Source organism: Burkholderia sp. EMB26, assembly GCF_024730645.1.
In the GTDB taxonomy this organism is placed as follows: domain Bacteria; phylum Pseudomonadota; class Gammaproteobacteria; order Burkholderiales; family Burkholderiaceae; genus Burkholderia; species Burkholderia cenocepacia.
Map to the genome: position 1 here is coordinate 1,007,193 of NZ_CP078071.1, position 26,664 is coordinate 1,033,856.

Here is a 26,664-nt window from a genome sequence, read left to right on the forward strand (position 1 = left end):
GGCAGGCTGCATCGCATCGGCCTGCCGCGCCGCCGGCGCTACTGCCCCGACCGCGCGAGCGGACCGGGCGCGCCCTGCCCCGTGCCCGACGGCCAGCCGCCCGCGAGCGCCTTGTACAGCGCGACCGTCGATGCCGCGCTGCGCATCCGCCCGTCGGCCGCGGCGTCCTGCGCCTGCAGCAGCGTCCGCTGCGCGTCCAGCACTTCGTAGTAGTCGATCGCGCCGGCCGAGAACCGGGCCTGCGCGAGCTGCGCGGCGCGCGCGCTGTCGTCGGCCGCGCGCACGAGGTGCGCGGTCTCGTCGCGCGTGCGGGCGACACGCAGCAGCGCGTTCTCGGTTTCCTCCAGCGCGCCGAGCACGGTCTGCCGGTACTGCGCAAGCTGGCCGGCCGCTTCCGCGTCGCTCGCGGCGATCCGTGCGCGCACGCGGCCGACGTCGAGAAACGACCAGTCGATGCCGAGCGCGATCAGGTTCGTGTCGCTGCCCGCGCGAAAGAACCCGTAGCTGCTCGTCGCGCTGCCGAGCAGCCCCGACAGCGTGAAGCGCGGGAACAGGTCGGCGGTCGCGACGCCGACGCGCGCGGTCGCCGCATGCAGCCGCGCCTCGGCGGCCGCGACATCGGGCCGGCGGCGCAGCAGGTCGCCCGGCGTGCCGGGATCGATGTCGGCCGCGAGCGCCGGCAGCAGCACCGGCGTGCCGGTCGACGCGGCCGTCCCCGGCAGGTCGAACCGGCCGATCAGCGCGTCCGGCGTCTGCCCGGTCAGCACCGCGAGCCGATGCTCGTCGACGCCGATCGCGGCTTCGTACACGGCGATCCGCGAGGTCGTCGATTCGTACTGCGCACGCGCGCGCGCCGCATCCAGTTCGGAGCCGCGTCCCGCGCCGACGCGCGCATTGATCAGCGCGAGCGTCTGCTTCTGGTTGTCGGCATTCTCGCGGGCGATCCGCAAGCGCTCCTGCGAGCCGCGCAGATCGACGTACGTGCTCGCGACCTCGCCCGCGATCGCGACGCGCACCGCGCGCACGTCGGCCGCGCTGGCCGCCGTTTCCGCGCGCTGCGACTCGATCGAGCGGCGCACCCGGCCGAACAGGTCGAGTTCCCACGCGGCATTGATGCCGATGCTCGACGTCGGCGCATCGCGCTGGCTGCGCGGCGCACCGAACGCCTGGTCCTTGCTCATCAACCGATGGCCGATCTGGCCGCTCGCGGTAATCGTCGGATAGCGGTCGAACGTGGCCTGCGACAGCAGCGCATTCGATGCGTCGTAGCGCGATACGGCGACCTGCAGGTCCTGGTTCGCGGCGAGCGCGGCATCGATCAACTGCGTCAGCGTCGGATCGCCGAACCCGCGCCAGAACGTGGCATCGGCGGCAGCCGACGCGTCGGGCGGCGTCTCGGGCGGCGTCTCGGGCGGCGTCTCGGCCGGCGCCGCATCGTGCTGCGTCGCCGGGTGGGCGTCGCGCGCGAACCGCGCGGCGGTGGCGGTGTCGGGCCGTTTGAAATCGGGGCCCACCGCGCATGCGGCGAGCGTCACCGACATCGCGAGCGCGGAAAGACGGAAAGCGGCGCTCATCGGTTTTCTCCTTCGAGGGTGCCGTGCTGTTCGCTCCAGACGGCCGGCGTGCCGCCCGCGAGCTTGCGGATCGCCACATAGAACACGGGCGTCAGGAACAGCCCGAACAGCGTGACGCCCAGCATCCCGGCGAACACGGTGATGCCGGTGGCCGCCCGCACCTCGCTGCCCGCGCCGCTGCCGATCAGCAGCGGCACCGAGCCCGCGATGAACGCGACCGACGTCATCACGATCGGACGCAGCCGCAGCTTGCACGCCTCGAGCGCGGCTTCGACCACGCCCTTGCCCTGGATCTCGAGTTCGCGCGCGAATTCGACGATCAGGATCGCGTTCTTGCACGCAAGCCCCATCAGCACGACCAGGCCGACCTGCACGAACACGTTGTTGTCGCCGCCGGACAGCCACACGCCGAACAGCGCCGCGCACATGCACACGGGCACGATCAGGATCACCGCGAGCGGCAGCGTCCAGCTCTCGTACAGCGACGCAAGCACCAGGAACACCAGCATCACCGCGAGCGGGAACACGACGATCGCCGCGTTGCTCTGCGTGACCTGCTGATAGCTGAGGTCGGTCCATTCGAGCGTGATGCCCGGCGGCAGCACCTCCTTCGCGATCTGCTGCAGCTTCGCGATCGCCTGCGACGACGACATCATCTTCGGATCGGCGTCGCCGATCAGGTCGGCGGCCGGATAGCCGTTGTAGCGGACCACCGGGTCGGGGCCGTACGCGGGCCCGACCGTCACCATCGAGCCGATCGGCACCATCTCGCCCTTCGCGTTGCGTGTGCGCAGGTTCGCGATGTCGGCGGCCGTCTGCCGGTGGCCGGCGTCCGCCTGCGCCATCACGCGATACACGCGGCCGAACACGTTGAAGTCGTTCACGTACATCGAGCCGAGATACACCTGCAACGTATTGAACAGATCGGTCAGCGCGACGCCCTGCGCCTTCGCCTTCAGCCGGTCGACCTTCACCTCGAGCTGCGGGATGTTCGCCTGGTACGAGCTGACGGGATAGCTCATCCCCGGCGTCTTCGCGACCGCGGCCTGGAACGCGCCGAGCGCCTTCTGCAATTCGCCGTAGCCGAGCCCGCCGCGATCCTCCAGGTACAGCGAGTAGCCGGAGCCGTTGCCGAGGCCCTGGATCGGCGGCGGCATCAGCGCATAGGTGATGCCGCCGTCGATCGCCGCGAAGCGCGCGTTCAGGTCCGCATTGATCTGCGCGGCGCTGCGGTGACGCTGGTCGAACGGCTTCAGGATCACGTACGAGTTCGTGATGTTCGGCGTGTTCACGCCCTGCAGCGCGTTCAGCCCCGCGAACGCCGGCACCATCTCGACGCCGTCGGTGCCGAGCGCGATCTTCGTCATCTGCTCGGTCACCGCGCTGGTGCGCGCGAGCGATGCGCCTTCCGGCAGCTTCGCGCCCGCGAACAGGTACAGCTTGTCCTGCACCGGGATGAAGCCGCCCGGCACCGCGTTGAACAGCAGCGCGGTGGCCGCGAGCAGCGCCGCATAGACGGCGAACACCACGCCGCGCCGCTTCAGCGTGCGCCCGACGACGCCGTGGTAGCGGTTGGAACTGCGCTCGAAGAAGCGGTTGAACGGATGAAACAGCCAGCCGAATGCGCGATCGAGCCCGCGCGTCAACGCATCCTTCGGCGCGCCGTGCGGACGCAGCAGCTTCGCCGCGAGCGCGGGCGACAGCGTCAGCGAGTTGATCGCGGAGATCACCGTCGAGATCGCGATCGTCACCGCGAACTGCTTGTAGAACTGGCCGGTGACGCCCGACATGAATGCCATCGGCACGAACACCGCGCACAGCACGAGCGCGATCGCGACGATCGGCCCCGACACCTCGCGCATCGCCTGGTGCGCGGCATCGCGCGGGCTCAACCCCTGCGCGATGTTGCGCTCGACGTTCTCGACGACCACGATCGCATCGTCGACGACGATGCCGATCGCGAGCACGAGCCCGAACAGCGTCAGCGTATTGATCGAATAGCCGAGCAGGTAGAGCCACGCGAACGTGCCGACCACCGACACCGGCACCGCGACGAGCGGAATGATCGACGCGCGCCAGGTCTGCAGGAACAGGATCACGACGAGCACGACCAGCACCACGGCCTCGACCAGCGTGTGCTGCACCGCGCGGATCGATTCGCGCACGAACACCGTCGGGTCCCACACGGGGCGGTACGCGACGCCGGGCGGGAAGCGCTTCGACAGCTCGTCGAGCTTCGCGTACACGGCCTTCGCGACGTCCAGCGCATTCGCGCCCGGCGACAGGAAGATGCCGACCACGGCGGAATGCTTGTCGTTGAAATACGAGCGCAGCGTGTAGTCGCCTGCGCCGAGCTCGATGCGCGCGACGTCGGACAGCTTCACCACCTGGCCGTCGTCGCCGTTGCGCAGCACGATGTCGCCGAATTCCTGCACCGTGCGCAGGCGGCCGCGCACGTTGATCGACACGAGGAAGTCGTTTTTCTTCGGCGACGGCTCCGCGCCGAGCTGGCCGGCCGACACCTGCACGTTCTGCTCGCGCACGGCCGCGATCACGTCGCTCGCGGTCAACCCGCGCGACGCGAGCCGGTTCGGGTCGAGCCACAGCCGCATCGCGTAGTCACCGGAGCCGTACACGCCGACGTCGCCGATGCCGGTGAGCCGCGACAGCTCGTCCTTCACGTGCAGCGTCAGGTAGTTGCGCAGGTACAGCGAATCGCGGCTGTTGTCCGGCGAATAAAGGCTCACGTACATCAGCGGCGTGGGCGACTGCTTCTGCGTGGTCACGCCGTACTGCCGCACCTCGTCGGGCAGGCGCGACAGCGCCTGGCTCACGCGGTTCTGCACGCGCACGGCGGCCGTGTCGGGATCGACGCCCTGCAGGAACGTGACGACGACCTGCAGGCTGCCGTCCGACCCGGCGACCGACTTCATGTACATGATGCCTTCGACGCCGTTGATCGCCTCTTCCAGCGGTTCGGCGACCGACTCGGCGATTTCCTTCGGGTTCGCGCCGGGGTACGTGGCACGCACGACGACGCTCGGCGGCACGACCTCCGGATATTCGCCGGCCGGCAGCATCGGAATCGAGATCAGGCCGAGCGCGAAGATGACGATCGACAGCACGACCGCGAAGATCGGCCGGTCGATGAAGAAACGGGAGAAATCCATCGTCTCGCTCCCGTCATTGCGCGGCAGGCGCGCCGGCATCGGCCACGGCCTGCGTGCCGGCGCCGGGGTCCGCCGCGGCGCGTGCGGGCAGCGCCTTCGGCTTCACCTGCGCGCCCGGATAGTAGATGCGCTGCACGCCGTCGACCACCACGCGGTCGCCCGACTGCAGCCCCTTCTCGACGATCCGCTCGCCGTCGAGCTCGCGGCCGATCGTCACGTCGCGGCGCAACGCCTTGTCGCCGGGGCCGATCACGTAGACGTACTTGCGGTCCTGGTCGGTCAGCACGGCCTTGTCGTCGACCAGCAATGCATCCTGGTCGTGGCCGCTGACGAGCTGCACGCGCGCATACAGGCCCGGCGTAAACGTATGGTCCGCATTCGGCAGCCGCACGCGGGCGCGGATCGTGCCGGTTTGCGGATCGAGCCGGTTGTCGAGGAAATCGACGGTGCCCGCATGCGGAAAGCCCGTTTCGTTCGCGAGGCCGACGCGCACCGGATCGGCGCCGATCGCGCGATGCTTCGGATCGGCGCGCCGCGCGTTGTAGCGCAGGTAGCTCTGCTCGTCGCAATCGAAATACACGTAGACGGGGTCCTGCGACACGACGGTCGTCAGCAGCGTGTCGTCCGCGCGTGCGAGGTTGCCGACGGTCGCGACCGCGCGGCCGACACGGCCCGCGATCGGCGCGCGCACTTCGGTGAAGCCGAGATTGAGCTTCGCGTCGGCCACGGCCGCATCGGCCGCCTGCAGATCGGCGCGCGCCTGCTCGGCGGCGGCGCGCGCGTTGTCGAGTTCTTCCTGCGACGTCGCATGCGCATCGATCAGCGTCTGCACGCGCTTGAGCTGCACGTTCGCGAGGCTCGCGGCCGCACGCGCGCGCTGCTGCTGCGCATTCGCGCGGTCGAGCGCGATCCGGTACGGCCGCGGATCGATCTCGAACAGCAGCGCGCCCTGCGCGACCACATCGCCCTCCTTGTACGCGACACGCTGCAGATAGCCGCTGACGCGCGGCCGCAGTTCGACCGCGTCGACCGCTTCGACGCGCCCGTTGAATTCGTCCGCGAGGCGGATGGTGCGTGGCGCAACGGTGGCGACGCCGACTTCGGGAAGGGGATGAGCCGACGATGTGCCTTTGCCGTCGTGACAGCCCGACAACGCCAGCAACAGGGCGCAAGCCGCGCCCAAAGGCGACGTCCTGCGTAGGGAAAAGGAGAGCATGATGCCTCGCGACGGGTTAAACTGCCGCGTAGCATAAAAGTTGAAGTTAACTTCAAGTCAAGCTTTCCCGGAGGGCGTCATGGGTATCCAGGAAACCCCGCAATGGCCGCTGATGTCGATCCGCGAAGTGGCCGCGCGCAGCGGCGTGCCGGCGTCGACGCTGCGTTTCTACGAGACGCGCGGGTTGATCAAGTCGCACCGCAACGGCTCGAGCCATCGCCACTATTCGCGCGCGGTGCTGCGGCTGATCGCGTTCATCGTGTTCGCGCAGAAGATCGGCTATTCGCTCGACGAAATCGCCGAGCAGCTCGTCAGCCTGCCCGAGGACACCGCGCCGAGCAACAAGGACTGGCAGCGGCTGTCGCGCGGCTGGAAGCAGCGCGTCGCGAGCCGGATCGAGGAGCTGCAGCGACTCTATATCAACCTCGACGAATGCATCGGCTGCGGCTGCCTGTCGCTGAAACGCTGCAAGCTGACCAACCCCGAAGACCGCGCGGGCCGCAACGGGCCCGGCGCGCGGCGCTGGCTCGGCGACAAGCCGCCGACCGATTGCGAATGACGCGCCGGCCGGGCACGCGCTGCATCACCCGACGCGCCAGCCGCCGTTCACCGCGATCGTCGCGCCCGTGACGAACGACGCGCGCGGCCCGGCGAGCCACGCGACCGCGTCCGCGATGTCGTCCGGCTGCCCCGCGCGGCCGACCGGCGTCTGCTCGCGGATCGTCGCCGCGATGGCCGGCGCGACCCCGCCGTCGCCGAAGAAACGCGTGTCCGCGATATAGCCGGGCGCGACCGTATTGACCGTCGCGCCGCGCGGCCCGAGTTCGCGTGCCAGCGCGACGGTGAAGCCTTCGACGCCGGCCTTCGCGGCCGCATACGCAAGGCCGCCCGGCAACAGGCTGCCGGCGCGCGCCGCGATCGAGCCGATGTTGACGATGCGCGCCGCGTGCTCGGCCAGGTGCGGCAGCACGGCCATCGTCGTCAGGAACAGGCTTTTCAGGTTCGCGTCGAGCACCGCGTCCCAGACGGACTCGGCCTCGGCCGCTTCGGTATCCGCGCCGACGCGCCCGGTCAGCCCCGCGTTGTTGACCAGCACGTCGATGCGCGGCCAGCGCGCGACGATCGCAGCGACCGCCGCTTCCGCTTCGCGCCGCACGCCGAGGTCGCCGGCCTGCCCGATCGCCGCGCCGCCGAGACGCGCGACGGCCGCCGCCAGCCGCGCCCCGTCGCGCCCGACGATCGCGACGCGATACCCGTCCTGCACCAGCCGGTGCGCGATCGCGAAGCCGATCCCGCTCGACCCGCCCGTGACGATCGCCGTTCGCTGCTGTTCATTGCCCGTCATGACCTGCCCTCCCGAATCTCGATGGTGGATGACAACCCCATTCTCGGTAACGCAGGGTGATAGGTAAAATACGAATTCGATGATCTACTGATACATGGAAGGTATCGCATGATCGATCTGCGCCAATTCCGGCAATTCATCGCGGTCGCCGAAACGCTCAGTTTCCGGCGCGCGGCCGAGCGGCTGCACATGGCCCAGCCGCCGCTCAGCGCGGCGATCCGCAAGCTCGAGGACGAAGTGGGCGTCGCGTTGCTCGAACGCGACAACCGCGGCTCGCGGCTCACGCCGGCCGGCGAAGCCTTCCTGCTCGATGCGCGGCGCACGCTCGAACAGGCCGAGCGCGCGGTGGCCGTGGCGCGCCGCGCGGGCGCCGGCCTCGGCGGCACGCTGCGGCTGCGCTTCGTCGACAGCACCGTCAACGCGCTGTTGCCGCTGATCCTGCGGGCATTCCAGGAACGGCATCCGAACGTCGATTTCCAGCTCGAGGAAGGCACGACCGCCGAGCAGGTGCTCGCGCTGCGTCAGGACCGCACCGACGCCGGCCTCGTCGTGCTGCCGGTGGCCGATGCCGGCGACGTGCACGTCGAACCGCTGCTGCGCGACCGGATGGTCGCCGCGCTGCCCGACGGCCACCGGCTCGCGCGCCGCCGCCGCATCGCGCTGGCCGAGCTGGCGGACGAACCGTGGGTCATGTTCGCCGCGCACCACGGGCCCGGCATGCATGCGCTGATCGTGACGGCGTGCGCGCAGGCGGGCTTCGCGCCGCGCGTGGTCCAGCAGCCGCGCCAGATGCAGACGACGGCCGGGCTCGTCGCGGGCGGCATCGGCGTCGCGCTGATGCCGCGCCTGTTCGTGCCGATGCAGCCGCAAGGCATTACGTTCTGCGAACTGAAGGATGCGGGCAGCCCGCTCGCATACGAACTGGCGCTCGCGTACCGCACGCCGTCGCCGCTCGTCGACGCGCTGCGCGAGAGCGCGCGCAACGCGGTGCGCGAACTCGGGCTGGTCGCCGCGACGTGACCGCGCGCGTCGCGCGCGGCGCTCAGTCGCCGATGAGGTTGAACGCGACGCCGAGCACGGCCTGCCGGAACGCCTCCGGCCGCGTCGGCAACGACGTGAACTCCAGCATCATGTGGCTGTACGACACCGTCGTGCCGATCGCGCTCGCGATCATGAAGAACAGCACGTTCGGATCGACCGGCCGGATCGTGCCGGCCTCGACCGCATCCGCCAGCAGCGGAAACATCGCATCGTGATACGGGCGCACGATCCGTTCCTGCAGTCGATCGAGCCGCCCGCCTTCCTCCGTCGCCGCGGTCGAGAAGAACATGCCGATATCCGGCTCCGCGAATTCGTGATCGACGCACAGCTCGAGCGCGCGCCGCACGCGGTCGCGATGCGGCAGCGGCGACGTGCGCAACGCACGCAGCGCGTCGAACATCGGTTCGGCCAGTTCGACGATCTGCTCGACGACGGCCAGCCACAACGTTTCCTTCGTACCGAAGTGATGGGCGATCAACGCCGCATCGATGCCCAGCTCGCGCGCGACTTCGCGCACGCTCGTCGCGTCGTAGCCGCGCTTCGCGAACGTGCGGCGCGCGGCCCGCAATATCACGTCCGGGCCGACGGACGCATCCGCCAGCGGCCGTCCGCGCGTACGCCGCTTCGACGGTGCGCGCTCAGTGACTTCTGCCACGTTTTTCCTGCTCCTTGAACGATTCGAATGCCCGTGCTCGGTCCCCGGTTTCACGTACCGGAAGCGGGCGGCCTGCCCCGCTCCGTTGACACGCGGAGCCGGGAAGCGCTAGGATCATACCTTATTCATCACGTGATGATTTATCCATGACAACCCCTACACGCATCGTCATCGTCGGCGGCGGGATCGCCGGGCTGCAGCTCGCGACCCGCCTGGGCGAGCGTCTCGGCCGCTCCGGGCGGGCGCAGATCACGGTCGTCGATCGCAGTCCGACGCACATCTGGAAGCCGATGCTGCACACGATCGCGGCCGGCACGCGCGACGTCCAGCAGCAGCAGGTGATCTTCCTCGCCCATGCCCGCGACCACGGCTACACGTACCAGCCCGGCGAACTGAAGGGGCTCGATCGCGCACGCCGCCGCGTGCAGCTCGGCGAGATCCGCTCGCAGGACGGCGACGTCGTGATCGACGCACGCGAACTCGAATACGACGTGCTGATCCTCGCGCTCGGCAGCCAAGCCAACGATTTCGGCGTGCCCGGCGTGCGCGAGCACTGCTACTTCATCGACAGCCAGCAGCAGGCCGAGACCTTCAACGAAGCGTTGCGGATGCGCGTGTTCCGCAGCATCGCGCGCGACGAGCCGTTTCGCGTCGCGATCGTCGGCGCGGGGGCGACGGGCGTGGAACTCGCGGCGGAGTTGAGCCGCTTGCTGGAAGTCGCGCAGGCCTATGGCGACGACACGGTGCGCGAGCGATTGCAACTCACCCTGCTCGAAAGCGGCCCTCGCATCCTCAACGCGTTTCCGCCGAGGATTTCCGCGTCGGCCCAGCGGCGGCTCGAACAGATCGGTTTTCGCGTACTCACGTCGACGCGCGTCACGTCCGCCGACGCGAACGGTTTCCACTACGGCGACGGTTCGTTCGCCGAAGCGGACCTGATGGTATGGGCGGCCGGCGTGAAGGCGCCCGATTTCATGCAGGCGCTGGGCGGGCTCGACACGAACCGCGCGAACCAGATCGTCGTCGGCCCCACGCTGCAGGCGACCGGCGACGAGCGCGTGTTCGCGATCGGCGATTGCGGCAGCCTGCTGCCCGACGGCCACGAACGGCCGCTGCCGCCGACCGCGCAGGTCGCGACGCAGCAGGCCGAGCATCTCGCGAAGCATCTGCCCGCGTGGCTCGACGGCACGCCGATTCCGCCGTTCGCGTTCCACGATTTCGGCGCGCTGGTGTCGATCAGCGACTACGACGCGTTCGGCACGCTCGGGCAGTTCGGATTCTTCCGCGGCGGCTTCATCCAGGGCCGCTTCGCGCAGTTCAGCCACCTGATGCTCTACCGGCGGCACCAGCAGGCGCTGCACGGTTTCTCCAAGGCGACCCTGCTGTGGATCGCCGAACGGATCAACGGCTGGGTGCAGCCGCGCATCCGCCTGTCGTGATGCCGCGTGTCGCGGCACCGCGCAACGTTTCGAGGAACAGAGACATGAACAATCGTGTAGCGCCCTGGCTCATGACCGTCGCCGCAATCGGCAGCTTCGACATGCCGTCCGTTTCGTGGAGCGGGCCGCGACGGCGCAGCGTCACGCGTGACCGGCTGCCGTCGTGGGACGCGACGAGCAAGCCGACCATCAGCGTGCTCGAACGGCCCACGGCCGACACCGTGATGATTTCGTGGTGCGATGCATGCACCGGGCATTACGGCTACCAGAAGTGGCGCCTGTTCACGACGCGCAAGCGCGGCGTGTGCGCGCTGTCGGGGCGCGCGATCGAGATCGGCGACAGCGTCTATGCGCCGCAACTGCTCGGCTCGACGCCGGGCAACGCCGCCGCGATGGTGCTCGCGGCGCGCATCGACGAAGCGCTCGCGGCCTGACCGTCAGGTCGACGTGGCCTGACCGGCGCCATAGGCCGGGTCGCCGTTCTGCCGTTCGAGTTCGGCATCGAGATGCGCGGCATGCGCGTGCGCTTCCGACTCCGACATCAGCTCGCCTTCCCACTTCGCGACCACCGCGCTGGCGATCGAGTTGCCCACCGCATTGGTGGCCGAGCGGCCCATGTCGAGGAACGTGTCGACACCGAGAATCAGCAGCAGCCCGGCTTCCGGGATGTTGAACTGGTGCAGCGTCGCCGCGATCACGACGAGCGACGCGCGCGGCACGCCGGCCATCCCCTTCGACGTCAGCATCAGGATCAGCAGCATCGTGACCTGCGTGCCGAGCGACAGGTGGATGTCGTACGCCTGCGCGATGAACAGCGTCGCGAACGTGCAGTACATCATCGAGCCGTCGAGGTTGAACGAATAGCCCATCGGCATCACGAAGCTCGAGATCTTGCGGCGCACGCCGAACCGGTCGAGCGCGTCGAGGATCTTCGGATACGCGGCTTCCGAGCTCGCGGTCGCGAACGACAGCATGAACGCTTCCTTGATCAGCACGAGCAGCTTGAACACGCGGCGACCGAGGAACAGCAGCCCGGCCGCGACGAGCGTGGCCCACAGCAGCACGAGGCTCGCGTAGAAGTCGCCCATGAACACCGCGAACTTCAGCAGGATCGACAACCCGTTGATCGCGACGGTCGACGCCATCGCGGCCATCACCGCGAGCGGCGCGAGCTTCATCACGTAGCCGGTGATCTTCAGCATCACGTGCGCGAGCTGGTCGATCGCGGCGACCAGGATCTTGCCGCGCTCGCCGAGTGCGGCGAGCGCGACGCCGAAGAACATCGAGAACACGACGATCTGCAGGATCTCGTTGTTCGCCATCGCCTCGGCAATCGACTTCGGCACCATGTGGCCGACGAAATCCTTCAGCGTGAACTTGGACGTCGCGAGATGCGCGGACGCGCCGATGTCCGGCAGCGGCAGCCCGAGGTTCTCGCCGGGTCGCAGCAGGTTCGCCATCAGCAGCCCCAGCAGCAACGAGATCAGCGACGCGGTGACGAACCAGCCGAGCGCCTTCACGAACACGCGCCCGACCGACGACGCATCGCCCATGTGCGCGATGCCGACGACGAGCGTCGAGAACACCAGCGGACCGATCACCATCTTGATCAGCCGCAGGAACACGTCGGACACGAGCGAGATGTAGCCGGCGATTTCCGCGGCCGATTGCTTGTCGGGAAGCTGCGTGTAGATCAGGTAGCCGATCAGGATGCCGGCTGCCATCGCGAGCAGGATCCACCCTGCTGCAGACATTCGTTTGTTCATGACGGGATTCGCCGCATGGCGATGGAGTTGACGGAAGAAAGCTGCGCGCGCCGTGCCTCGGTGCGCACCGGGCGCGCCGCTGCGGCTGCCGGATGCCCGCTGACGGACACGCTTGCCGCCGCACCGGCATTCGCGGCAACGCGAACGCCGGCGGCAGCGATTCAACTTGAAACGATCGCGTCAGTAGCCGATCGCCGAGCCGGCCGGACGGCGCGGGTCGTTGTAGCCGTAGATGAAGCCGACGCGCACGTTGCCGGACACCGACGAATCGTTCCCGGAACTCTGGCGGCTCGCCGCTTCGGTGCCCGGCAGGCCGACCATGATCAGCTCGGCGGCGCCCCACGGCGTCTGCTCGACCATCTTGTAGCCCATGTTGCGCAGGATCGCGAGCGTGTCCGGCGACAGGCCGTAGGTTTCGTAATAGACCGCGTCGGGCAGCCACTGGTGATGGATGCGCGGCGCGGCGACCGCGTCCTGCGGCGTCATCCCGTAGTCGATCACGTTCAGCACGGTCTGCAGCGTGATCGTGATGATGCGCGAGCCGCCGGGCGAACCGACCACCATGAACACCTTGCCGTCCTTCTTCACGATGGTCGGCGCCATCGACGACAGCGGACGCTTGCCCGGCGCGATCGAGTTGCGCGTGCCCTGCACGAGGCCGAACAGGTTCTGCGCGCCGACCTTCACGGTGAAGTCGTCCATCTCGTCGTTCAGGAAGAAGCCCGTGCCCGGCGCGATGACCACGGCGCCGAAGCGGCCGTTGACCGTGTAGGTCGTCGACACCGCATTGCCGTCGTGGTCGACGATCGAGTAATGCGTCGTTTCCGGCTTCTCGTGCACGCCGACACCGGGCTGCACGTCGACCGACGGCGTCGCCGTATCGGCATGGATGCTCTTGCGGATCTGCGCCGCGTACTCCTTGCTCGTCAGCTTCGCGATCGGGTTGTCGATGAAGTCCGGATCGCCGAGCAGCGTGTTGCGATCTTCGTACGCATGGCGCATCGCCTCGGTCATGTAGTGCACCGCCGCGGCCGAGTGGTAGCCGAGCTTGCGCAGATCATATCCTTCGAGGATGTTCAGCGTCTCGCACATCGTCACGCCGCCCGAGCTCGGCGGCGGCGCCGACACGAACTCGTAGCCGCGATACGTGCATGTCAGCGGCGCCATGTCCTGCGCGCGATAGGACGCGAAATCGGCCGCCGTGATCACGCCGCCGCCGCGCTTGGCCGCCGCTTCCACGATCTTCGGGATCTCGCCGTGATAGAACGCGTCGGGCCCCTGCTCCGCGATGCGCTCGAGCGTGCGCGCCAGATCCTTCTGCACCAGGCGATCGCCCGGCTGCAGCGCCGTGCCGTCCGGGCGCAGGAAGATGCGCGCGGCTTCCGGATCCTTCCTGAAGCGCTCGACCGTCGTGTCGAGGATATCGGTATCGCCGCGCGTCAGCACGAAGCCGTCGCGCGCGAGCCGGATCGCCGGCGCCATCACCTGCCGGCGCGTCAGCTTCCCGTATTTGCGCTGCGCGAGATCGAGGCCGGCCACCGTGCCCGGCACGCCGACCGCACGGTAGCCGTACAGGCTCTGGTCCGGAATCACGTTGCCCGCCGCATCGAGATACATGTTCGCGGACGCCGCGGCCGGCGCGGTCTCGCGGAAATTGATGAAGCGGTCGCGACCGTCGGCCAGGTGGATCGTCATGAAGCCGCCGCCGCCGATGTTGCCGCAGCACGAGTTGGTCACGGCCTGCGCATAGCCGACGGCCACCGCTGCGTCCACCGCATTGCCGCCTGCCTTCAGGATGTCGACGCCGATCTGCGACGCGAAGTGCTGCGACGACACGACCATGCCGTTCTTCGCTTCGACCGCCGGGTCCGACGCGGCGGACGCGCACACGCTCATCGCCGACAACAGGGTGAGTACTACGAGCCGCCTCATGACGGAATCCTCCAGACGAATAAACCGGGCCATGCCGGGATACGTCGACCGCGCAACTGGTTGGTCGACGCTGCCGATTCGACATGTAATAAACAATACATTTCAGCGAGGCCGCGATCATATCATTCGCTTTTTTGTACCAAAACCTAGGGTAACCACTGAATTTAAAGCGAAACATCCGAGATGCATCGGGTGAAGCATGTTTGATTTATTACATATATGAACATATCGTCTGGGCAGGTGATGCGTCCCTCTAATTTGAAACCGCACGCGGCCTGCCGCCCCGCGATCGGCTAACATGCGTGCAGTTGCCGGCAGACGCCCGTCTGCCGTTTCATTGGGTCATTCAATTCAGATAGAGAGCCGGAGTGCCGATGGGGACGAGCATCAGGGCGTTGCTGTTATCCCAAATGGATAGCTTCACGCCGTCGGAACAGAAGGTCGCGCAGGCGTTGCTGGATCGCTATCCCAGTCTGGGGCTGGGCCCCATCGCGCAGGTTGCGAAGCAGGCGGAAGTCAGCGACCCGACCGTGTTCCGCTTCGTCGTCCGGATCGGTTTTCCGAACTACTCGTCGTTCCAGCAGGCGCTGCACGACGAGATCGACACCGCGATGAATTCGCCGCTCGCGCGGATGGATGCGTTCCACTCGGAAACGGGCATGCGCGACAGTCACGCGGCGATTTTCCAGCGGCTGTCCGAATCGCTCGCGACGACGATCGACGGGCTCGACGCGGCCGCGTTCGACGCAGCCGTGGCGGTGCTGGCCGATCCGGACGTGCGCGTCTTCTGCGGCGGCGGGCGCTATACGGCGCCGCTTGCGTCGCTGTTCTCGTTCACGCTGGCCTATGCGCGGCCGCACGTGCAGTACGTCGAGCCGAACGTGAATCTCGCGTCCGTCGCGCTGGCCGACATGGGGCGCAACGACGTACTCGTGATCTTCGATTTTCGCCGTTACCAGAAGGACAGCATCCGCTTCGCGCAGGCCGCGCACCAACTCGGCGCGCGAATCCTGCTGATCACCGACGAATGGCGCTCGCCGATCGGCGAGTTCGCGGAGATCGTGCTGCGCATCCAGGGCCGCCCTTTCGCGATGCTGCAGACCAACGTGCCCGCGCTGGCGCTCGCCGAAGCGCTGGTGATCGGTGTGACGAACCGGCTGCCGGAACTCGCGCGGCAGCGGATGGAGAAGATCGAGCAGCTCAATGCGGGCGGGATCGAGTGGGATGTGAGCCGGCGGGATTTGCCGGAGTGACGACGCGTCGCCCTCCGCCTGCAGGGATCAGCTCTCGACATCCTCCAGACTGAACACTTCCGTCTTGTCGTTATACGAAAAGACCTCCCCATACCGCCCCCAGTCGATCACCGCATCGAGCGTTTCCTCCGCCGCCTCGTCGGACAGAAAATCCTCCAGCTCCTGCTCGAAGCGCACGCGCGGCGCGCGATGACCCGGACGCTCGTTCAGCACCTTCCTGATTCGCGCCGCGAGCGGCACGTGCTTCAGCAGGTGATCGGCGAACATCAGCTTGCGCTCCTGCGTGCCGAATTCCGCGAACACGCGGGCGGGCGGCGTCAGGAACACGTCGCCTTCGCGCACGTCCGCGAAGCCGAGGTGCTGCAGCACTTCCGCGATCGGGAACAGTTCATCGACCTCCAGATGCAGCGTGCGCGCGATTTCCGGCATGTCGGCGCGGCCATGGTACGGCGCCATCGCGAGCGTCTCGATCAGGCCGGCCATCAGGTTGGTCGACACGCGCGGCATCCAGCTACCCAGCTCGAGCCCCTTCTTCGTCGCCTCGCCGGTCTGGCGCGCGGTCATCTTCGCGTAGATGTCGTCGACGAGCTTGCGGAAATCGGCATCGAGCCGGTTACGCGGATGCTTGAACGGCACCTTGATCTCGGCGATCACGCGGCCCGGATTCGACGACAGCACGAGAATCCGGTCGCACATGAACACCGCTTCCTCGATGTTGTGCGTGACGATCAGCACCGACTTGATCGGCATCCGGCCTTGCGTCCACAGATCGAGCAGATCGGTGCGCAGCGTTTCAGCCGTCAGCACATCGAGCGCGGAAAACGGCTCGTCCATCAGCAGAATGGTCGGGTCGACGACGAGCGCGCGCGCAAAACCGACGCGCTGGCGCATCCCGCCCGACAGCTCGCGCGGATACGCGTTCTCGAAACCGTCGAGACCGATCAGGTCGATCGCGGCGAGCGCACGTTCGCGCCGCTCGCGCGCGCCGACGCCGAGCGCCTCCAGCCCGGCTTCCACGTTCTGCAACACGGTCAGCCACGGGAACAGCGCGAAGGTCTGGAACACCATCGCGACGCCTTCGGCCGGGCCGCGCAGCGGCTTGCCGAGGTAGGTCACTTCGCCGCCGGTCGGCTCGATCAGGCCGGCGATGATGCGCAACAGCGTCGATTTGCCCGAGCCCGAGCGGCCGAGCAGGCCGACGATCTCGCCTTCGCGCAGCGACAGGTTCGCGTCGTCGAGCACGAGCAGCTCGCCCTGCGTCTTGTTGAAGCCGCGGTTCACGTGCTCGACGCGCAGGATTTCTTCACCGAGCCGCGGCGGCTGCAGCGGCTGGGACGTCTTGACGGGGGCGTTGATAACGGTCGAATTTTGCATCGCGCTTACTCTCAATCGAGACGGAGCCGGGATTCCGCATAGGCGTACATCGGACGCCACAGCAGGCGGTTGAACAAGGTAACGAACAGGGACATCACGGCGATGCCAAGGATGATCTTCGGGAAATCGCCGGCGGCGGTCGTTTGCGCGATATACGAGCCCAGGCCGTGCGCGACGACCTTCGTATCGCCCCATTGCACGAATTCGGACACGATGCTCGCGTTCCAAGCGCCGCCCGACGCGGTGATCGCGCCGGTCACGTAGTACGGGAAGATGCCGGGCAGCATCGCCTGGCGCCACCACTGCCAGCCGCGGATGCGGAAATTCTTCGTCGCTTCCTTGTAGTCGTTCGGATAGGACATCGCGCCGGCGATCACGTTGAACAGGATGTACCACTGCGTGCCGAGCACGATCAGCGGCGACAGCCAGATGTCCGCGTTCAGGTGGAAATGGACGATGACGATCACGAACACCGGGAACAGCAGGTTCGCCGGAAACGCGGCGAGGAATTGCGCGAGCGGCTGGATCTTCTCGGCGAGCTTCGGGCGCAGCCCGATCAGCACGCCGAGCGGCACCCAGATCACCGACGCGATCGCGATCAGCACCAGCACGCGCAGCAGCGTGATCAGCCCGAGCACGAGCACGTGGCCCACCTCGCCCATCGTCACGCCGGTCGCGACGAAACTGACGACGCGCCACACGACGTACAGCGTCAGCGCGATCACGAACGCGCCCCATACGATGTCGCCGATGCGCGACGAACGGCGCGACGATGCGCCGCGCACGCGCGTACCCGCCAGCGACGGCACGCGCAGCGGAATCCGCGCGGCCTGCGACAGCAGCCAGCCGGCCGGCACGAGCAACTGATGGATCAGGTGCGTGCGACGCATCATGTCGAGCAGCCACGATTGCGGCGCATCGCCCGACGCGGTGTTCTCCATCCGGAACTTGTCGGCCCACGCGACGAGCGGACGGAACAGGAACTGGTCGTACGCGAGGATCACGACCGACATCGCGACGATCACCCAGCCGACCGCGCCGAGATTCTTGTCCGCGATCGCCTGCGCGAGATACGCACCGATGCCCGGCAGCGTGATCGTCTGGTTGCCGACGGTGATCGCCTCGGATGCGACGACGAAGAACCAGCCGCCCGACATCGACATCATCATGTTCCAGATCAGGCCGGGCATCGAGAACGGCACCTCCAGCTTCCAGAAGCGCTGCCACGGCGTCAGGTGAAAGCCGCGCGACACTTCGCTCAGGTCGCGCGGCACCGTGCGCAGCGACTGGTAGAAGCTGAACGTCATGTTCCACGCCTGGCTCGTGAAGATCGCGAAGATCGCGGCCAGCTCGGCGCCGAGCACGCGGCCCGGAAACAGCGCGAGGAAGAACGTGACGGTAAACGAGATGTAGCCGAGCACCGGCACCGACTGCAGGATGTCGAGGATCGGGATCAGCACCATCCCCGCGCGGCGGCTCTTGGCCGCGAGCGTGCCATAGACGAGCGTGAACACGAGCGACGCGATCATCGCGGCGAGCATCCGCAGCGTGGTGCGCAGCGCGTATTCGGGCAGGTTCGACGGATCGAGCGAGATCTTCTGCGTCTGCAGTACGCCGATCGGCGCCATCGTCTCGTGAAAACCGACGATCGCCATCGCCAGCACACAAATGATCAGCGGAAACGCGACCGCATCCCAGCGGTTGGGCAGCACGCGCCACGCCGACGCGTTGGCAGTGCGATTCGGATCGAAGAAACGGATATCCATCGGTAGCGTCTTGTGTGGAATTGAAAATCGATGGGGTCGGCCGCCTGTCGCGCAGCCGGGCGTCGCACTCGCGGTGCGAATCAGAACAGCCCGTGCAGTGCCCGGTATGAGGTGGCCGGCAACGCGAACGGCCGCACCGCACCGTCCTTGACGAAACGAAGACCGGCACCGGGATGAATGCCGACACCGACGATGCCGCAGGCAACGATCAGAAAAAGCGGCGCGAGGCCGAGGGCGCGTGTGCGGTGAGCGACCGCACCGCCCGTTTCCGTTGCCGCGAGGTTCGGCATGAAGGGCTCCGGAGAGGGGTTCGGAGTGGGAGGCTATCGGGCGGCCGTGACGCAAATGTGACGTGTCACTTACAGGACATTGACGGCTCATCCGGGCGGAATCGTGCATCGCCCCGTCGGCTGTCAATGCGAGTGTTCAACCTCGTAACGGGCGGGAATAAATCCGCCGCTTCGCCGGTATCGCATGCGAATGCGCCGGCTTATTCCAGGACGATCCGGCCGTCCGGTTTCGTCACACGAATGCGAGGCTCACATGTCTTCATCGCCCCCCACCCGCCCGTCGCGCCGCAAGGCCCTGCAATGCATGGCCTTCGGCGGCCTCGGTACGCTGTTCACGTTGTCGGGCGGCATCCTCACGCCGTTCGACCTCGCGCTCGCGCAAGCCGGCGATGCGCGCCCGGCCGACGCGGGCCGGCCGCTGTTCGTGCAGATCAGCGATACGCACATCGGCTTCAACAAGGACGCGAATCCGGACGTGTCGGCCACGCTGAAGCAGACGATCGACCTCGTCAACGGGATGCCCGCGCTGCCGGCGCTAACGATCCACACCGGCGACATCACGCACCTGTCCAAACCCGAGGAATTCGATCACGCGTCGCAGTTGCTGTCCGCGCTGCGCGTGACGGAACTGCATACGGTGCCCGGCGAACACGACGTCACCGACGGATCGGGCGCCGAATATTTCGGCCGGTTCGGCAAGGCGTCGGACAACCGCGGCTATTACAGCTTCGACCACGCGGGCGTGCACTTCATCGGCCTCGTCAACGTGATGCACTTCAAGCCGAACGGGCTTGGCAGCTTCGGCGACGAGCAGCTCGCGTGGCTCGCACAAGACCTGAAAGGCCGCTCGTCGAGCACGCCGATCGTCGTGTTCTCGCACATGCCGATGTGGACCATCTACGAACCGTGGGGCTGGGGCACCGGCGACGCGCCGCAGACGATGGCATTGCTGCGCCGCTTCGGCTCGGTCACCGTCCTGAACGGGCACATCCATCAGATCGTGTCGAAGGTCGAGGGCAACGTGACGTTCCACACCGCCCGCTCGACCGCGTTCCCGCAGCCGACGGCCGGCAACGGCCCGGGCCCCGTGCCGCTCACGGTGCCGCACGACCGGCTGCCGTCGATGCTCGGCGTGACGACCGTCGAGTTTGCCGGCCATCCGGTCGCGTCGTCGCTGCACGATGCGACGCTCGCGTGATCGATATAAGGAGAACGACATGATCCGCTTCCAACGCCACCGAATCGTCGCCGTGCTGATCCTGTGCGGCGCCGCTGCCTGCACGCCGCCCGCCGCGTTCGCGCAGGGCCCGACCGGCCCGCTCGTGACGATCCGCAATTTCATGTTTTCGCCGATGTCGACCACGATCAAGGCCGGCACGACCATCACGTGGAAGAACCTCGACGCGGAGCCGCATACCGTCGTCAACGACGCCGGCATCTTTCATTCGAAGGCGCTCGACCAGGACGAGACGTATTCGTTCCGCTTCGACAAGCCGGGCGTCTACAAGGTGTTCTGCGGTATTCATCCGTACATGAAGGAAACGATCACCGTCGAATGACGCGGCCTGCCACGCACCGCGGGCGAACGACGGGCGGCCGCCTACAATGACTGTCGTCCCCTTCGCCCGCGAGGCAGACGGAGCCGTCCATGCCAAGGATCGATCTCGGTACCGTGCCCGAACGCCGCGGCAGCGGCTATCCGCGGCCGTTCGATGCGCCGTGCGCGCAGCGCATCCGCCAGCGTCTCGGCGACGCCGGCGGCCTGCGCGATTTCGGCGTCAACCTGATGCGCGTGCCGCCAGGCGGCTGGTCGTCGCAGCGCCACTGGCATTCCGACGAGGACGAATTCGTCTACGTGCTCGCAGGCGAGCTCGTGATGATCGAGGACGGTGGTGAAACCGTGCTGCGCGCGGGCGACTGCGCGGCGTTTCCGAAAAATTCGGGTAACGGCCATCATCTGATCAACCGATCGGATGCGGTCGCCGTCTATCTCGAGGTCGGCTCGCGCTCGCCGGACGACGTGATCACGTGCCCGGACATCGACATGATGAGCCCGAGCCGCGACGGCCGGTTTCTGCACAAGGACGGCACGCCGTACCCGGACGCGTGACGCCTGCGCGTCGGTCACGCCCGCCGGGCCCGCAGGCGCGCGCGGCCGGCCGGGGTCACCGCCACTTCCGCCACGCCGCCAGGTGTATGACGCCGGACCACGTAGCCGCGCGCGCAGGCTTCCTCCCACACCGGCAGGCGCGGGCACGACGTGCGCCACGCATCGATCACCTCATCGTACGGCCGCGCGGCGGGCCCGATCCATTCGAGCAGGTCATCGATCAACGGCTCGAGCGACGCCGCTTCGCGCTCGGACGCCTTCGGGTGGACTACGTGGATCGGCTGCGCATCCGGCTTGCGAAAGCTCGGCAGTGCACACAGCGTGTCGAAATGATCGTCGAGGATCGTGATGTTCATGGGGGCGCTCCTGTGAACACCGTCATCCTGAACCGCGAGCGCCGAACCGGGAAATGAATTTAACGTGCGGATTCCTGCATTTTTCTGATCGATCTGTTTCCGTCGCTCACGCGCGTCGCATGCAGGCTCACTGCCCCGCCGCGCGCAGCGCCGGCGCGGTGCCGGCGACGACCGGACACGATCGAGGCAGCGCATGCCCGAACAACACGGCCAGCCCGCAAGCGGACGTGAACATGCCGACGCCGTCGTGCCCGACACCCGGCACTTCGACCACCTGCTGCGCGAGATCGTCCGGATGCCGCTTCTTCAGGTAATCGAAATACGCGAGCCCGCGCGCCAGCCGGTACGGCCCCTGCGCCATCGCCGCGCACGAGCGGTCGATGAAATGCGTGGTTGGATTCGTGTCCGCCTGCCCGAGCAGGTACACGACATGGCGTGCGACGTAGCGCGTTTCGAGATCGCGCACGTCCTGCGACGCGACATAAGGCGGCGCCGATTTCAACCCGTACTTCCATTCGGTCGCGCGCGGACAGGCGCCGCCGGCAAGCGCGTCGGCATTCGGCCGTTCATCGTCGAAATACAGGTAGCTCGACGGATTCGCGACCACGTAACGCACGGCAATGCCGGCACGCGCCAGTGCGTCGCCTTCGCGCCCGGCCACCGCATAACGCTGCAGCAACTGTGCACCGGCGGAATGACCGATCACGACGACCGTCGACAACGACGGGTACAGGCCGCGATCGGCGAAATGCGCGAGCAATGCGTCGAGCGCCGCGAACGAGCTGACCGGGCCCGGCTCGCGCGCCGGTTCGCCGCCTTTCCATCCTTCCTGCGTCCACGCGAGCGTCGATGCGGACAACGAAAAGGCGCGCGCGTCGGCACGGGTCAGGAACTGCGGTGCGACCACCATCGTGCCCGCGCCGGCCGCCCCGGCCTTTTCGACGACCTTGCGCCCCGATGCGTAATACGCGTCGGCGTTACGGAGCGTGCCGTGAATCACGATGAACACGCGCGTGACGTCGGGTGCGGCCTGGTCGAGCGGACGGTCCGCGTAGACGGGCAGCTCCGCGCGGTCCTGCGGCGTGTCGACGGCCAAGCGCTGGTCGGCGACGGCCTTGACCGGCGCTTCGAGACGTTCGCGCTGCGTGGGCGTGGCGGCTTCGGCCTGCGCGCCGCCCGGCATGCCGACGGCGGCGACCGCGAGCGGAACGGCGAACGACAGGGCTCGGGCGAGCGGCAACGCACGCAAGCGTCGGAGGCGGGCAAAGGCGACGGAAATGGCGGACATGGCGGCGGCTCGGGTGGCGAATATGACTTGAACGGCGATGGTCGCAGAATCCGTCGCGCGCTGCCGGCCCGTTGCCGAAAACGGGTCAGCCGGCCGGCTGCGCACCCGGTTCGGCGTCGGCGCACGCTTCGCCCGCTCGACGCTGCAGCTGCTGCACGATGCCGACCAGTTCGCCGATATGCGTCGCTACCGCCTGCTTGCCGGCGCGCGCCCACGCGTCGAACGACGTCATCCCGCTCACCGCGCCGACGAACGGCACGCCGGCCCGCTCGGCCGCCTGCGCGTCCACTGCATGGTCGCCGACGTAGATCGCGGCGGCGGCGGGCAAACCGAGCCGCGCCAGTGCCTGCACGAGCCCTTCCGGGTCCGGCTTGTGGCGTTGCACGTCCTCCCCGCCGATCAACACGTCGACCATCGATTGCAAGCCGTTGCGTTCGAGAATCGCGTCGATCCGGTAGCGAAACTTCGACGACACGATCGCGACGGCAAGCCCTTGCTCGCGCAACGCCGCGAGCAGCGGCGGCACTTCGGGATAGATGTGGGTGCCGGGCACCATGATCTCGTCGGCGCGCGCGACGAAGTGCCGCGCGAACGCATCGGCCCGCGCCGCCACGGTCTCGCCCGTCAACGAACGGAACATGTCCGGCAGCGGCAGTCCGATCACGGCGCCGATCTGCGCGGGTGTCGGGCCGGCGGCGTCGAGTTGATCCAGCGCGTACCGGGTGCATTCGATGATCGCGGCGGACGAATCCGCCAGCGTCAGGTCGAAATCGAATATGACGGCCCGAACCGACATGAAAGAACTCCGTAAGTAAAGCGCGATGCCACGTATGTTACGCGCGCGGCGAGATGAGATCGCCGACGAGATGACCTGAAACCGGGCGGCCGCGTTGAAGGCGCGTCGCCCGGCGTTGATCCGCCCCCAAGATCGTCGCACGCTATCAACCCCATTGCCGGTAGTGCTTACAAACATATCGTCAAAACACGATATATGATTCGCCCATCGACGATACCCGTCTGCCTGACCGAAACACCCAGTCTTTCCATGCCGACCGAACTCGACATCGACGCGATCCTGAAAGCGCTCTCGAACCCCGTGCGCCGGGAGATCCTCGTCTGGCTGAAAACGCCCGGCGAGCATTTCCCGCAGCAGACGCTGCCGTACGAACACGGCGTCTGCGCGGGCCAGATCGACGCGCGCTGCGGGCTGTCGCAGTCGACCGTCTCCGCGCACCTCGCGACGTTGCAGCGCGCGGGGCTCGTGACGTCGACGCGGATCGGCCAATGGGCGTTCTTCCAGCGCAACGAGGCCGTCATCGACGCATTTCACGACGCCCTGCGCCGCGAACTCTAGCCAACGGCCGAACCGGCCATGCGGGGCGCCATCGCACACGACGCGACGGCTTCCCGCCTTTCGTGAAGAGGTTATCTGCCATGCCCACGCTGTTCGATCCCGTTACCCTCGGCGACCTGACCCTGCCGAACCGCATCGTGATGGCGCCGCTCACCCGCTCCCGTGCGGGCGCGACGCGTGTGCCGAACGCGCTGATGGCGCGCTACTACGCCGAGCGCGCATCGGCCGGCCTGATCATTACCGAAGCGACGTCGGTCACGCCGCAAGGCGTCGGCTATGCCGACACGCCGGGCATCTGGTCCGACGAACAGGTCGAAGGCTGGAAGCAGATCACGCAGGCCGTGCATGCGGCCGGCGGGCGCATCGTGCTGCAACTCTGGCACGTCGGCCGGATCTCCGATCCGATGTTCCTGAACGGCGACCTGCCGGTCGCGCCGAGCGCGATCGCCGCGGGAGGCCACGTGAGCCTCGTGCGTCCGCCGCGCCCGTTCGTGACGCCGCGCGCCCTCGAACTCGACGAAATTCCGGGCATCGTCGCCGCGTACCGCAAGGGCGCCGAGAATGCGAAGGCAGCGGGCTTCGACGGCGTGGAAATTCACGGCGCGAACGGCTACCTGCTCGACCAGTTCCTGCAGGACAGCACCAATCGCCGCACCGATGCGTACGGCGGCCCGATCGAGAATCGCGCGCGCCTGCTGCTCGAAGTGGTCGACGCGGCGATCGACGTGTGGGGCGCCGGCCGGGTCGGCGTGCACCTCGCACCGCGCGGCGACGCGCATACGATGGGCGACTCCGATCCGGCCGCCACGTTCGGTTACGTCGCGCGCGAACTCGGTCGCCGCAAGATCGCGTTCATCTTCACGCGCGAATCGTATTCGGGCGACCAGTTGAGCCCGCGCCTGAAGGAAACATTCGGCGGCCCGCTGATCGCGAACGAGCAGTTCACGCTCGACACCGCGCAGGCCGCGCTCGCGAACGGCAGCGCCGACGCGATCGCCTGGGGCAAGCTGTTCATCGCGAACCCGGACCTGCCGCGCCGCCTCGAAATCGGCGCGCCGCTCAACAAGCCGGTGCCGGAGACGTTCTACGCGGAAGGCGAAACGGGCTACACCGACTACCCGGCGCTGAGCGACGCGGCCTGACGGTAGGACGGCGCGGGTTCAGGCGCGCACGTCGGCACGCATGAACACGCGCTGCGTTTCGTCGAGACCGAGCGCGACGTGGTGCGCGCGGATCGCGCGCAGCGCGTCGTCGAGAGATGCGTCGTCGATGATGTGAAAACCGAGGCGCGCGTAATAAGGGGCGTTCCACGGCGCGTCGCGGAACGTCGACAGCACGACCTCAACGATGCCGTCTTGCGCGGCGCGCGTCATGATCCGCTCGATCAGGCGCGCGCCGATCCGCTGCCCCGCATGCGACGGCGCGACATCCAGTTCCTCCAGATACAGCCGCTGCGCATCGAGCAGCCGGTAGAACGCGAACCCGACGCACGTGCCTTGCGAATCGACCGCGACGTACGCGCGACCGTCGTCGATCCGCATGAGCACGGCAGCCGCATCGGTCGGCTCGCCGTCGGCGATGTCGGCCATGCCGACCTCGCGAAACCGCTGCGCGGCGGCCACTTCCACGGCGGCCATCGCGGCCGCGTCTTCCCGCGTGGCGGGGCGAATCAGGATCGATGCAGGCATGACGGCAATTCGGGCAGGCAGTCCGGGACGGCCGTCACTATAATCGAAACCTCATACGTATCGTTTCGAACGCCCGATCCACGGGGTTCGCCGGCTGCGGTACCCCCGGCGACCCGCCGCCCGCTAACAGCGAAACGCCTTGCGCCAGACGCCCTGCTCCGGCGTGTGAGCGTTGCATTCGATCAGCGCGCGCACCAGCGTCCAGTCGTCGTCATCGCAGAAATCGAGCAGCATCGCGCCGTACGGGCCGCGCTGTTCGCGCAAGCGCTCGGCCAGTCGCGCATGAATGCCCGGCACGCGGCCATCTCCATGTGCGACCACCGACGGATTCGCGCCCATCCCCGTTCCGCTGCAGAAATTGAGCGCCCAGCAGCCGCTGTCCGGCAGCGGCAGATGCGTCAGCAACGCGTCGATCGCACGCCACTTCCATGCGATCGATGCGGCCACCGGCACGCGATACTCGTCCTGGACCACGAACGCACCGTCCGGATGGTCGATCGTGAACGTCGCGTTGTCGGGCCACGCGGTCAGGTCGATGCCGAGCGGCCGGCCGCTGCGAAAGCGCCGCAACAGCACGACCGCGCCGCGCACGTCGCCGAGCGTCGGCAGCGTGCCGCCGGCATGCCAGCGCAGCCGCGGATGCCGCGCGCGATGCGCGTCGAACGTCGCATCGAAACCGCGCGTGCACGCATGCGCAGGCCATTCGTCCTTCACCGACATCACGATGCATTCGCGCGGATGCGCATCGAGAAAGCGCGTACAGGTTGCCAGCACGTCGTCGAACGTCATGCCGAGCGCGATGCCGCCGTGATGGATGTCGAACGCATCGCGCACGTGCCGGCAGCGGATGTCGAGCAGCCGCACGCCATGCGCGAGCTGCGCCTCGAGCGGCGCGCGCTGCGTGCGCACGAGCAAATCGTCGACCGTATACGCACAGGTGTCATGGCTGCCCGGTAGGGTCAGCGTATGCAGCGGCCGCGCGTCGTCGAGCGCCGACATCCAGTCGGCAGGCGGCACGCACGTATCGTGGCTCGAAGGGATCATGAA

General features: G+C 67.7%; 25 protein-coding genes. 10 read left to right on the top strand and 15 right to left on the bottom strand.

Annotated features, from left to right (window positions below; translation table 11 throughout):
* Positions 1–38 precede the first annotated feature (38 nt).
* The 3 genes from KU887_RS21370 to KU887_RS21380 are packed head-to-tail and all read right to left on the bottom strand — an operon-like array spanning position 39 to position 5,960.
* Complete coding sequence (locus KU887_RS21370) at positions 39–1,574, bottom strand: efflux transporter outer membrane subunit (RefSeq protein ID WP_258257908.1); 1,536 nt, start codon at positions 1,572–1,574, stop codon at positions 39–41.
* Positions 1,571–4,744 carry an efflux RND transporter permease subunit gene (locus KU887_RS21375; RefSeq protein ID WP_060211245.1) on the bottom strand — a complete coding sequence of 1,058 codons (3,174 nt, stop codon included), beginning with the start codon at positions 4,742–4,744 and terminating at the stop codon, positions 1,571–1,573. Before KU887_RS21375 ends, KU887_RS21370 begins: the two co-directional genes overlap by 4 nt.
* Before the next feature lie 13 nt (positions 4,745–4,757).
* A complete protein-coding gene (locus KU887_RS21380; RefSeq protein WP_258257912.1) occupies positions 4,758–5,960 on the bottom strand; it encodes an efflux RND transporter periplasmic adaptor subunit in 1,203 nt (400 codons plus the stop codon).
* A 79-nt stretch (positions 5,961–6,039) separates the two neighbouring features.
* Here KU887_RS21380 and soxR point away from each other — a divergent pair, with 79 nt between their 5' ends.
* Entirely contained in the window at positions 6,040–6,519 is a 480-nt protein-coding gene (gene soxR / locus KU887_RS21385) for a redox-sensitive transcriptional activator SoxR (protein WP_006485131.1), read from the top strand.
* Between the two features lie 24 nt (positions 6,520–6,543).
* Here soxR and KU887_RS21390 read toward each other — a convergent pair whose 3' ends face one another.
* Positions 6,544–7,305 (bottom strand): SDR family NAD(P)-dependent oxidoreductase, encoded by a 762-nt coding sequence (locus KU887_RS21390; protein ID WP_048987956.1) that lies wholly within the window; start codon positions 7,303–7,305, stop codon positions 6,544–6,546.
* Between the two features lie 108 nt (positions 7,306–7,413).
* Between KU887_RS21390 and KU887_RS21395 the strand changes: the two genes are divergently transcribed.
* Positions 7,414–8,325 (top strand): LysR family transcriptional regulator, encoded by a 912-nt coding sequence (locus KU887_RS21395; RefSeq protein ID WP_124675613.1) that lies wholly within the window; start codon positions 7,414–7,416, stop codon positions 8,323–8,325.
* A gap of 22 nt (positions 8,326–8,347) precedes the next feature.
* Here KU887_RS21395 and KU887_RS21400 read toward each other — a convergent pair whose 3' ends face one another.
* Complete coding sequence (locus tag KU887_RS21400) at positions 8,348–9,001, bottom strand: TetR/AcrR family transcriptional regulator (RefSeq protein ID WP_006496890.1); 654 nt, start codon at positions 8,999–9,001, stop codon at positions 8,348–8,350.
* Between the two features lie 146 nt (positions 9,002–9,147).
* Here KU887_RS21400 and KU887_RS21405 point away from each other — a divergent pair, with 146 nt between their 5' ends.
* On the top strand, positions 9,148–10,440 hold the full coding sequence (locus KU887_RS21405; protein WP_059720740.1) for an NAD(P)/FAD-dependent oxidoreductase: 1,293 nt from the start codon (positions 9,148–9,150) through the stop codon (positions 10,438–10,440).
* 44 nt (positions 10,441–10,484) lie between these two features.
* Positions 10,485–10,874 (top strand): DUF3331 domain-containing protein, encoded by a 390-nt coding sequence (locus KU887_RS21410; protein ID WP_069351855.1) that lies wholly within the window; start codon positions 10,485–10,487, stop codon positions 10,872–10,874.
* Between the two features lie 3 nt (positions 10,875–10,877).
* Here the strand turns inward: KU887_RS21410 and KU887_RS21415 are convergent, their stop codons facing one another.
* Both KU887_RS21415 and ggt read right to left on the bottom strand, forming a co-directional pair.
* Complete coding sequence (locus KU887_RS21415; RefSeq protein ID WP_043205527.1) at positions 10,878–12,206, bottom strand: dicarboxylate/amino acid:cation symporter; 1,329 nt, start codon at positions 12,204–12,206, stop codon at positions 10,878–10,880.
* A 180-nt stretch (positions 12,207–12,386) separates the two neighbouring features.
* Positions 12,387–14,138 carry a gamma-glutamyltransferase gene (ggt, locus tag KU887_RS21420; protein ID WP_124675615.1) on the bottom strand — a complete coding sequence of 584 codons (1,752 nt, stop codon included), beginning with the start codon at positions 14,136–14,138 and terminating at the stop codon, positions 12,387–12,389.
* A gap of 374 nt (positions 14,139–14,512) precedes the next feature.
* On the opposite strand from ggt, the gene KU887_RS21425 reads away from it, so the two are divergent.
* The gene (locus KU887_RS21425; protein ID WP_006484428.1) at positions 14,513–15,391 is read left to right on the top strand and encodes a MurR/RpiR family transcriptional regulator; all 879 of its coding nucleotides are present in this window, start codon (positions 14,513–14,515) and stop codon (positions 15,389–15,391) included.
* A gap of 27 nt (positions 15,392–15,418) precedes the next feature.
* On the opposite strand, the gene KU887_RS21430 is transcribed toward KU887_RS21425, so the two are convergent.
* The 3 genes from KU887_RS21430 to KU887_RS21440 form a co-directional block, all read right to left on the bottom strand.
* A complete protein-coding gene (locus KU887_RS21430; RefSeq protein WP_258257930.1) occupies positions 15,419–16,765 on the bottom strand; it encodes a nitrate/sulfonate/bicarbonate ABC transporter ATP-binding protein in 1,347 nt (448 codons plus the stop codon).
* 11 nt (positions 16,766–16,776) lie between these two features.
* Positions 16,777–18,531, bottom strand: a complete 1,755-nt coding sequence (locus KU887_RS21435; RefSeq protein WP_006484435.1) for an ABC transporter permease subunit — start codon at positions 18,529–18,531, stop codon at positions 16,777–16,779.
* A gap of 80 nt (positions 18,532–18,611) precedes the next feature.
* Complete coding sequence (locus KU887_RS21440) at positions 18,612–18,821, bottom strand: hypothetical protein (RefSeq protein WP_006484431.1); 210 nt, start codon at positions 18,819–18,821, stop codon at positions 18,612–18,614.
* 253 nt (positions 18,822–19,074) lie between these two features.
* Here KU887_RS21440 and KU887_RS21445 point away from each other — a divergent pair, with 253 nt between their 5' ends.
* From KU887_RS21445 to KU887_RS21455, 3 genes are all read left to right on the top strand, one after another.
* On the top strand, positions 19,075–20,019 hold the full coding sequence (locus KU887_RS21445; protein ID WP_034202154.1) for a metallophosphoesterase: 945 nt from the start codon (positions 19,075–19,077) through the stop codon (positions 20,017–20,019).
* 19 nt (positions 20,020–20,038) lie between these two features.
* Positions 20,039–20,380: a cupredoxin family copper-binding protein gene (locus KU887_RS21450; protein ID WP_058903273.1), complete on the top strand. Its 342-nt coding sequence runs from the start codon at positions 20,039–20,041 to the stop codon at positions 20,378–20,380.
* 89 nt (positions 20,381–20,469) lie between these two features.
* Positions 20,470–20,931: a cupin domain-containing protein gene (locus tag KU887_RS21455; RefSeq protein ID WP_048988653.1), complete on the top strand. Its 462-nt coding sequence runs from the start codon at positions 20,470–20,472 to the stop codon at positions 20,929–20,931.
* Between the two features lie 14 nt (positions 20,932–20,945).
* On the opposite strand, the gene KU887_RS21460 is transcribed toward KU887_RS21455, so the two are convergent.
* The 3 genes from KU887_RS21460 to KU887_RS21470 all read right to left on the bottom strand — a co-directional run bounded on the left by KU887_RS21460 (position 20,946) and on the right by KU887_RS21470 (position 23,371).
* Positions 20,946–21,287 carry a 3-phosphoglycerate dehydrogenase gene (locus KU887_RS21460; protein WP_077189322.1) on the bottom strand — a complete coding sequence of 114 codons (342 nt, stop codon included), beginning with the start codon at positions 21,285–21,287 and terminating at the stop codon, positions 20,946–20,948.
* Positions 21,288–21,414: 127 nt separating this feature from the next.
* The gene (locus KU887_RS21465) at positions 21,415–22,575 is read right to left on the bottom strand and encodes an alpha/beta hydrolase (RefSeq protein ID WP_112751286.1); all 1,161 of its coding nucleotides are present in this window, start codon (positions 22,573–22,575) and stop codon (positions 21,415–21,417) included.
* 85 nt (positions 22,576–22,660) lie between these two features.
* Positions 22,661–23,371 (bottom strand): HAD family hydrolase, encoded by a 711-nt coding sequence (locus KU887_RS21470; protein WP_059722056.1) that lies wholly within the window; start codon positions 23,369–23,371, stop codon positions 22,661–22,663.
* Positions 23,372–23,620: 249 nt separating this feature from the next.
* Between KU887_RS21470 and KU887_RS21475 the strand changes: the two genes are divergently transcribed.
* Together KU887_RS21475 and KU887_RS21480 are read left to right on the top strand one after the other, a co-directional pair.
* The gene (locus tag KU887_RS21475) at positions 23,621–23,929 is read left to right on the top strand and encodes a helix-turn-helix transcriptional regulator (protein ID WP_006496873.1); all 309 of its coding nucleotides are present in this window, start codon (positions 23,621–23,623) and stop codon (positions 23,927–23,929) included.
* A gap of 80 nt (positions 23,930–24,009) precedes the next feature.
* Positions 24,010–25,071 (top strand): alkene reductase, encoded by a 1,062-nt coding sequence (locus KU887_RS21480; protein WP_258257941.1) that lies wholly within the window; start codon positions 24,010–24,012, stop codon positions 25,069–25,071.
* An 18-nt stretch (positions 25,072–25,089) separates the two neighbouring features.
* Here KU887_RS21480 and KU887_RS21485 read toward each other — a convergent pair whose 3' ends face one another.
* On the bottom strand, positions 25,090–25,617 hold the full coding sequence (locus tag KU887_RS21485) for a GNAT family N-acetyltransferase (protein WP_006496872.1): 528 nt from the start codon (positions 25,615–25,617) through the stop codon (positions 25,090–25,092).
* 123 nt (positions 25,618–25,740) lie between these two features.
* Positions 25,741–26,661 (bottom strand): phosphatidylinositol-specific phospholipase C, encoded by a 921-nt coding sequence (locus KU887_RS21490; protein WP_155296106.1) that lies wholly within the window; start codon positions 26,659–26,661, stop codon positions 25,741–25,743.
* Positions 26,662–26,664: the final 3 nt, after the last annotated feature.

What these genes read in the sequence shown, in the direction of transcription:
- KU887_RS21425 (WP_006484428.1), top strand. Translation starts at nt 14,513, where the DNA reads ATGGGGACGAGCATCAGGGCGTTGCTGTTATCCCAAATGGATAGCTTC.
- KU887_RS21485 (WP_006496872.1), bottom strand. Translation starts at nt 25,617, where the DNA reads ATGCCTGCATCGATCCTGATTCGCCCCGCCACGCGGGAAGACGCGGCC.
- KU887_RS21460 (WP_077189322.1), bottom strand. Translation starts at nt 21,287, where the DNA reads ATGAACATCACGATCCTCGACGATCATTTCGACACGCTGTGTGCACTG.
- soxR (WP_006485131.1), top strand. Translation starts at nt 6,040, where the DNA reads ATGGGTATCCAGGAAACCCCGCAATGGCCGCTGATGTCGATCCGCGAA.
- KU887_RS21410 (WP_069351855.1), top strand. Translation starts at nt 10,485, where the DNA reads ATGAACAATCGTGTAGCGCCCTGGCTCATGACCGTCGCCGCAATCGGC.
- KU887_RS21415 (WP_043205527.1), bottom strand. Translation starts at nt 12,206, where the DNA reads ATGAACAAACGAATGTCTGCAGCAGGGTGGATCCTGCTCGCGATGGCA.
- KU887_RS21450 (WP_058903273.1), top strand. Translation starts at nt 20,039, where the DNA reads ATGATCCGCTTCCAACGCCACCGAATCGTCGCCGTGCTGATCCTGTGC.
- KU887_RS21455 (WP_048988653.1), top strand. Translation starts at nt 20,470, where the DNA reads ATGCCAAGGATCGATCTCGGTACCGTGCCCGAACGCCGCGGCAGCGGC.
- KU887_RS21370 (WP_258257908.1), bottom strand. Translation starts at nt 1,574, where the DNA reads ATGAGCGCCGCTTTCCGTCTTTCCGCGCTCGCGATGTCGGTGACGCTC.
- KU887_RS21390 (WP_048987956.1), bottom strand. Translation starts at nt 7,305, where the DNA reads ATGACGGGCAATGAACAGCAGCGAACGGCGATCGTCACGGGCGGGTCG.
- KU887_RS21395 (WP_124675613.1), top strand. Translation starts at nt 7,414, where the DNA reads ATGATCGATCTGCGCCAATTCCGGCAATTCATCGCGGTCGCCGAAACG.
- KU887_RS21375 (WP_060211245.1), bottom strand. Translation starts at nt 4,744, where the DNA reads ATGGATTTCTCCCGTTTCTTCATCGACCGGCCGATCTTCGCGGTCGTG.
- KU887_RS21465 (WP_112751286.1), bottom strand. Translation starts at nt 22,575, where the DNA reads ATGTCCGCCATTTCCGTCGCCTTTGCCCGCCTCCGACGCTTGCGTGCG.
- KU887_RS21490 (WP_155296106.1), bottom strand. Translation starts at nt 26,661, where the DNA reads ATGATCCCTTCGAGCCACGATACGTGCGTGCCGCCTGCCGACTGGATG.
- KU887_RS21435 (WP_006484435.1), bottom strand. Translation starts at nt 18,531, where the DNA reads ATGGATATCCGTTTCTTCGATCCGAATCGCACTGCCAACGCGTCGGCG.
- KU887_RS21440 (WP_006484431.1), bottom strand. Translation starts at nt 18,821, where the DNA reads ATGCCGAACCTCGCGGCAACGGAAACGGGCGGTGCGGTCGCTCACCGC.
- KU887_RS21405 (WP_059720740.1), top strand. Translation starts at nt 9,148, where the DNA reads ATGACAACCCCTACACGCATCGTCATCGTCGGCGGCGGGATCGCCGGG.
- ggt (WP_124675615.1), bottom strand. Translation starts at nt 14,138, where the DNA reads ATGAGGCGGCTCGTAGTACTCACCCTGTTGTCGGCGATGAGCGTGTGC.
- KU887_RS21480 (WP_258257941.1), top strand. Translation starts at nt 24,010, where the DNA reads ATGCCCACGCTGTTCGATCCCGTTACCCTCGGCGACCTGACCCTGCCG.
- KU887_RS21430 (WP_258257930.1), bottom strand. Translation starts at nt 16,765, where the DNA reads ATGCAAAATTCGACCGTTATCAACGCCCCCGTCAAGACGTCCCAGCCG.
- KU887_RS21470 (WP_059722056.1), bottom strand. Translation starts at nt 23,371, where the DNA reads ATGTCGGTTCGGGCCGTCATATTCGATTTCGACCTGACGCTGGCGGAT.
- KU887_RS21445 (WP_034202154.1), top strand. Translation starts at nt 19,075, where the DNA reads ATGTCTTCATCGCCCCCCACCCGCCCGTCGCGCCGCAAGGCCCTGCAA.
- KU887_RS21475 (WP_006496873.1), top strand. Translation starts at nt 23,621, where the DNA reads ATGCCGACCGAACTCGACATCGACGCGATCCTGAAAGCGCTCTCGAAC.
- KU887_RS21380 (WP_258257912.1), bottom strand. Translation starts at nt 5,960, where the DNA reads ATGCTCTCCTTTTCCCTACGCAGGACGTCGCCTTTGGGCGCGGCTTGC.